The organism is Nostoc sp. (assembly GCF_036919555.1).
In the GTDB taxonomy this organism is placed as follows: domain Bacteria; phylum Cyanobacteriota; class Cyanobacteriia; order Cyanobacteriales; family Nostocaceae; genus Nostoc.
This window is the reverse complement of record NZ_JBALCS010000049.1, coordinates 35,702-41,701: the sequence shown is the minus strand read 5'-3', so window position 1 is coordinate 41,701 and position 6,000 is coordinate 35,702. Positions and strand designations below refer to the sequence as shown.

Sequence of the window (6,000 nt, the reverse complement as noted above, 5' to 3'; positions counted from 1 at the left end):
GGGTTTGGGCATATTTACAGCGATCGCGTTTTGCAGGATAACGAAAGGGACTACTTCTAGTTTATGCCCAAACCACCTTGGCGGTTGCTATATATTTGAGGTAAGCTTTGTTATCCCTCTTCTGTCACTTTCCGGGAGGGCGATCGCTAGAAGCCTCATGAGGCAATCAATACAAGCTATCCTATTAGAAAAAAATTGGTCTTGTATTTGTTATTAGAAAATAATCGCGCGATCGCTTCATATACAAAAGCTCTAGAATTCAGAAATGCCAAAAGTTTTCCGAGAGTGACAGAAGAGGGATATCATGTCCGCATAATTAGTTGTGATTCCCACAGTCATTGCACCCCACCCCTTAATCCCCTCCCCGCTCTTCGGGAGGGGAGACAAAACGCAGCTTTGGCGGGGTGAGGTTCTTCGGGTTTAATAAGTAATCAAGCGGACATTATATTAGACACAGAATGTGAGATGCTATTTTTAGCGGCTCACATTTGATTCATCAATGCAATTAGCTAAAGCTGATTTCGCGCTTTGAGTTGCAGATATCGCTCAACTAACTGATCGGCAATTTGGTTTGCTGGTGCATCTAGTACCAATACACCTTTTTGTTTCAGCTGGGCAAATGCTACTTGTCGTTGCATTAATAAATCGAGTGCTACTGCACGGGCATAAGCATCTGTAACATCATCTGTGAAGGTGTGTGCCAAACGATCAACTTGCGGATCTCGCAGAGTCACGCAAAATGGGAGATAGCGGGGTGCTAGCTTGGAGAGTGCGCCCAGAAGTTCTGTAGAAGCCGTGACATCAACTAAGTCGGTAATCACGACTACAAGCGCCCTGCGAGTTTGACGCTGCAAAACATTTGTCACCGCCCCCAAATAATCAGATTCAAATAACATTGGTTGAATTGGAGTTAAGCAATCAATTAGCTGATTCAAATGATGTTGACCACGTTCTGGGGGAATCCACGTATGCATCTGGCGGTCAAATACACCAACACCCACGCGATCGCCTCGATGTAACCCCGCCAAAGCTAAGGATAAAGTTGCATTCAAACCCCAGTCAAACCTCTGCAAATTCTGCACCTTTGCTGTCATCAACCGTCCACGATCAAGCAAGATAAGTAATGTTTGTTCCTGTTCTGGTTCCAAAACCCTCACCAGTGGCATTGCATTACCATAAGCCCCAACGCGACGGGCGGTAGCTTTCCAATCAATAAACCGCAAATCGTCACCAGTGCGATAGTTCCGCAGTTCGGCAAACTCTGTACCAATACCAGTTTTGCGAGATTGGCGCATTGATCCTGATGATTGCAATGTCAAACGAATTGTGAGCGATCGCAATCCCACTAAATCAGGATAAACTTTCACTGGCAGACTTTGGGGAATTTGCCAATCATCCCAAGCTAATCCCCAAATTCCCAACTGTCGGACTTGAATATTTCCCCAAGGAAATTCTCCCCGCTGTGTTGGTTTGACGGTATATGTCAATTCTTGAGTGGTATTACTCTTAACAATAGCCCGGAGTGAGGTTGCAGATACACCAAACCCTGTTGGGTAGTAATCGCAGATTTCAATTAAGGCGTTGGCATTTGGCGATGTCACCTTCAGCACCACCGGATTATCCCGCCCAATGGATAATCGCAACGGTAGTTCGCGGGTAATTTGCACGCGAGAACGCCGCACCTGTAAACCATCTACAACCATCAATCCGAGAACGATCGCATCAAATAGCAAAGTGATGGCGATCGTTGCTTTAATGTTGAGAAAAAGGCATAGGATCGGGGCGATCGCTATACCCAAAACCAACAGTAAATAAACTCGTCTGGAAGGAACCATTTTTTAGAGTCAGAAGTTAGGAGAAGATTAGCTTAACCTACGTCATCATAGGCAAAGCGGTTAAAGAGGAAGTCTAGGGCAATGTCGCTAGCTGTCAAATTGCGGTTTTGCATGGCGTTTGGCAATTAAAAAGCTTAATAGCATTAATAGCAATCCTAAATCATTAAGGATAAATTGTCGTAAAATTATTGAAAGTAATTATCATTAATTGAATTCTATCTACCAGTCGCCAACTATGACCATTACCCCCACTATCTCAGAGTGGCAAGAATTATGGGCAAAAGCTGCCAAAAATAGCCAGCAAAACTCATCAGAGCCATTTGAATCCTATTGTCAAGTACTCAGACAACTTGGCAAAAGATATGTGTGAAATATCGAAGTGTACCCCCAACTGTGGTTTGCGATTGAGGACTACGAATATTATGCCCCAAGCAACGGGGCGGCTTTCCTCCTTGCCTACGAGGTTGTACTGGTTTGCCGTCGCTTTCAATAAAGATGCAAATTATTCTTATCTACAGCTTACAATTAGCCGTCTAGATTGACCATTTACCTGACCTACCCCAAGACTCACCATGACCATCACTATCTCACAGAAGGCACACAAAGAACTGTGGCAGGAAGCTAAAGAAATTACCCCTTTGATGACTGCAAGGGATCAATCCAATCAGTGGGATTGGATCTGTCAATATCCGCCGACTTTGGGGCAGAATGTGATTGCAGGTTATGCTTACACGGATGCCAAAATCACCGAGGACCAGACTTACACACCCGGTAATCGCCTCTACAATGTACCCAAAAATAGCTTCAATTTGTGGATGAAGTATGAAATTCAATCTGGTAGTCTCAAAGGACTCGGCTTTGGTTTGGGATTATTCTACGTGGGCGATCGCCAGGGAGATTTAGAAAATGACTTTGAATTGCCGAGCTATTTCCGTACTAATGCTGCCATTTTCTATAAACAAGGACAGCTGCGCGCACAGGTGAATTTCAGAAATCTGTTTGATGTGGATTATTTTGAGTCTGCTAGCAACATTTTGCGTGTTTATCCTGGCGAGCCGTTCACTGTGCAGGGCACAATTTCGTTGGAGTTTTAAGGTTAGTGAGGTGAATGGAGGGCGATGAGTGTCGGCTGAACAACTTGCTTTAATACAGTTTTAATTTCTGGACAACATCTGAAATTCAATCTGGAAGTTTGAAAGGATTAGTCTTGGCTCAAGGCTAGAAGCTCATCGCGCTTCTAGCCTTGAGAGTAAATCAGCCACACTAGTAAAATCTAACAGTGCCTCACCAAGATTTTCTAATTATTCTAACGAGAGAGTTTCAACCCGTTGAGGTAATTCTCCTAAGAGTCGAGTTAGTTGACGAAGAATGAGCGATCGCTCTTGATATTTTAAGCTTTTAGATTAACCTGAAACTTGCGAGTCTTGAGAATTGTGTTAACTTAAAGTCAGAAAAAATATTCCACCCATCCCAAATTGGGATTGGATGTCTTTTTTGAAACCCAGGGTAAAGTTTTGAAAACCGCCTTGATCAAACTTTTTTAAAGTGTGTCTTAATTACGAATTAAAAATTACGAATTAGGAATTACTATGACACCTGAAAAGCAAATTCAGCAGCAAATCGCCGAAAATCTCGTTTGTATAGGTGAAGTCCTTTTTAGCGCCCAAGCATGGAAGTTCTTCCAAAAACTAGGCAGGGGCTACCTATATCTGCATAAAGTACTCCAGATAGAACATACTAGTGGCAATAATTTTTCGGTGATTGAAGGTGTATCGCAGCTAGGAGACAGAATGCACTATACTGCTAAAGGCACTGAAGCTTGGCAGATAATGCAACTCTCAGCAGCAGCCGCTAGACAACCAATACTATATGCTCAGTTTTGCGCTTTTATTGACAACTACGACCCAAGAAAAGAGTTTGTGGTAATTGTAGGTTTTAACTATGGTTCTGATGCTAGAGAATATTTCTTTTTAAGAAGACCAGAAATTTCCCCTGAGCAAGCTTTTACAATTGTCAGCGATCGCCCCTTAGAATTTGGCATCGAATCACTATAATCTTGATTTATCTAAAGTTTTTCAACCATTGTGAGTTATCCTTCAAGTCAAGGTAAAGGTGGTTAATAGGTTAACCAGTTTTGCAAGGGATGGATTTTTAACCTCATCTATGTTGAGAACCGTAGTTTTTGCCCTCACCGTAAATCCCTCTCCCAAGTAGGGAGAGGGACTTATTTTTGGCTCTCCTTCTCCCAATATTGGGAGAAGGGGCTGGGGGATGAGGGTTTTTTCTTTTCATAGGGAAAGAACTACAGTTTTGTAAGGGATGGATTTTTATTAAATGAATTTTTTGCTGATAATTTCTGTGATCCTAGTTCCACTCTCAAAACAAGTCGGAGTAGTTCACGTAGTATACTCGGCGTTAATTCTCACGTAGTCGTAACTCAAATCGCAACCCCAAGCTTTACCTGAACCATGGCCATTGCCAATGCTGACTGCAATGATCACCGGATTATCTACTCGTTGGGCTTTAATAGTGCTTCTATCAAAGGATAAATCATTACTATTATTAGTGGCAATGAAGTCTTTGGGCAGCGAAGAATCCGCCGCTGCTTTTTTCAAATAAGCACTCGCTGCTGCACGGTCAAATTGCAGAGGTTGCCCATTTTCTAACATTAAGAAATCGCCTAGCTTAATTTGCAGGTTTTCTTGCTCAAAGGGTACACCTGCACGTCCGGCGGCGGCGGCTATGCGTCCCCAGTTGGGATCACGTCCAAAGATTGCAGATTTAACTAAGGATGAACCAGCGATGATTTTAGCTATTTGTCGGGCTGAGAGTTCATCATGGGCCCCTGTTATTTCCACTTCAATTAGACAGGTTGCGCCTTCACCATCACGAGCGATCGCTTTGGCTAAATGCTGGCAAACTGCTGTTAACATCGCCTCTAATTTCTCTGCTTCTGCGCCCCATTCTGTAATTGCTGGGGTGCGAGATTGACCATTTGCCAAGGCAATTAAGCTGTCGTTGGTACTGGTATCACCATCCACGGTAATGGAATTAAAGCTTCTATCAGCTGCCCTTGCTAACATTTGCTGCCAAAGGTGAGGCGAAACCACAGCATCACAAGTCACAAATGCCAGCATGGTTGCCATGTTTGGGTGAATCATGCCGGAACCTTTGGCAATACCGCCAATTCGTACCGGGCGATCGCCTATAGTTGTCTCTAGAGCAATGGATTTAGTTACCAAGTCTGTAGTGATAATCGCCCCGGCGGCGGCATCTGAGCCGGTTTCTGAGAGTGCTGCTACTACCTTGGGAATCCCGCTTCGCAAAGCATCCATCTTAATTCTTTGACCAATCACGCCAGTGGAAGCCAATAACACAGATTCAGACGAGATGTTCAATGCTTGGGCTACTGCCATAGCAGATTCTAAGGTATCAAGGTAGCCTTGAGTCCCTGTAGCGGCATTTGCTTGTCCGGCGTTGCAGAGGATGGCACGAGCGCTATGTTTGGCTTGCAAGCGTTGGCGACAATATTCTACGCAGGCAGCTTTAACTTGGCTGGTGGTGAACACACCAGCTGCGATCGCTTCCACCTCTGAGAATATCAAAGCTAAATCTGGCAACCCCGAAGGTTTCAATCCTGCGGTAATTCCCGCCGCCTGATACCCCCTTGGTGCTGTGATGCCACCTGTTATTTTTTGCCAATCTTCTGCCATTATTCTTCCTTATAACTATCAGGTTGGATAGGTCAATTTGTGCTTTGGAAAAGTGTTGAATTAAGAGAGACGCGATTAATCGCGTCTGTACAGGAGAGACGCGATTAATCGCGTGCTGTACAGGAGTTATTATTCTTCCCCTGCTTCCCAGTCCTCAGTCCTCAGCCCCTTTTGTTGTGAGTTTATTTGCTGATGGTAATAATAATGCACCAGTTGGCGATTGGCATAATTGTTTTTACCTTTCTTATGACGAAAGATAAAAGCAAAAAAGGAGAGCCACTTGGGTCGGTCTCCAGATCATCACGGTGTATCTACTTAGTACACTCTATCATTTCTAATCTAAGGGTTAATACTTATTTAATGGAAATTATTCTTAATAATATTATGAAGTTAACCGTAAATACCACAAAAATCAAATAAAAAAGAGAGCCACTTCAGCAGCTCTCCAGATC

General features: G+C 43.6%; 5 protein-coding genes and 1 pseudogene. 3 read left to right on the top strand and 3 right to left on the bottom strand.

Translation table 11 applies throughout. The annotated features are described in order from the left end of the window. Positions 1–509: 509 nt before the first annotated feature. Positions 510–1,835 (bottom strand): DUF58 domain-containing protein, encoded by a 1,326-nt coding sequence (locus tag V7K36_RS14655; protein ID WP_335116829.1) that lies wholly within the window; start codon positions 1,833–1,835, stop codon positions 510–512. Positions 1,836–2,070: 235 nt separating this feature from the next. On the opposite strand from V7K36_RS14655, the gene V7K36_RS14650 reads away from it, so the two are divergent. Together V7K36_RS14650 and V7K36_RS14645 are read left to right on the top strand one after the other, a co-directional pair. Then, positions 2,071–2,205: a hypothetical protein gene (locus V7K36_RS14650; protein ID WP_335116826.1), complete on the top strand. Its 135-nt coding sequence runs from the start codon at positions 2,071–2,073 to the stop codon at positions 2,203–2,205. A gap of 202 nt (positions 2,206–2,407) precedes the next feature. Continuing rightward, positions 2,408–2,929: a TonB-dependent receptor domain-containing protein gene (locus V7K36_RS14645; protein WP_335116824.1), complete on the top strand. Its 522-nt coding sequence runs from the start codon at positions 2,408–2,410 to the stop codon at positions 2,927–2,929. Positions 2,930–3,061: 132 nt separating this feature from the next. On the opposite strand, the pseudogene V7K36_RS14640 reads toward V7K36_RS14645, so the two are convergent. Further along, positions 3,062–3,217, bottom strand: a pseudogene (locus V7K36_RS14640) (DUF4351 domain-containing protein); the annotation flags it as partial. 207 nt (positions 3,218–3,424) lie between these two features. Between V7K36_RS14640 and V7K36_RS14635 the strand changes: the two are divergent. After that, on the top strand, positions 3,425–3,889 hold the full coding sequence (locus tag V7K36_RS14635; RefSeq protein ID WP_335116822.1) for a hypothetical protein: 465 nt from the start codon (positions 3,425–3,427) through the stop codon (positions 3,887–3,889). Between the two features lie 342 nt (positions 3,890–4,231). Here the strand turns inward: V7K36_RS14635 and argJ are convergent, their stop codons facing one another. Continuing rightward, positions 4,232–5,548, bottom strand: coding sequence for a bifunctional ornithine acetyltransferase/N-acetylglutamate synthase (gene argJ, locus V7K36_RS14630; protein ID WP_335116820.1), 1,317 nt, complete (start codon positions 5,546–5,548; stop codon positions 4,232–4,234). Between the last annotated feature and the right edge of the window lie 452 nt (positions 5,549–6,000).

What these genes read in the sequence shown, in the direction of transcription:
- V7K36_RS14655 (WP_335116829.1), bottom strand. Translation starts at nt 1,835, where the DNA reads ATGGTTCCTTCCAGACGAGTTTATTTACTGTTGGTTTTGGGTATAGCG.
- argJ (WP_335116820.1), bottom strand. Translation starts at nt 5,548, where the DNA reads ATGGCAGAAGATTGGCAAAAAATAACAGGTGGCATCACAGCACCAAGG.
- V7K36_RS14650 (WP_335116826.1), top strand. Translation starts at nt 2,071, where the DNA reads ATGACCATTACCCCCACTATCTCAGAGTGGCAAGAATTATGGGCAAAA.
- V7K36_RS14635 (WP_335116822.1), top strand. Translation starts at nt 3,425, where the DNA reads ATGACACCTGAAAAGCAAATTCAGCAGCAAATCGCCGAAAATCTCGTT.
- V7K36_RS14645 (WP_335116824.1), top strand. Translation starts at nt 2,408, where the DNA reads ATGACCATCACTATCTCACAGAAGGCACACAAAGAACTGTGGCAGGAA.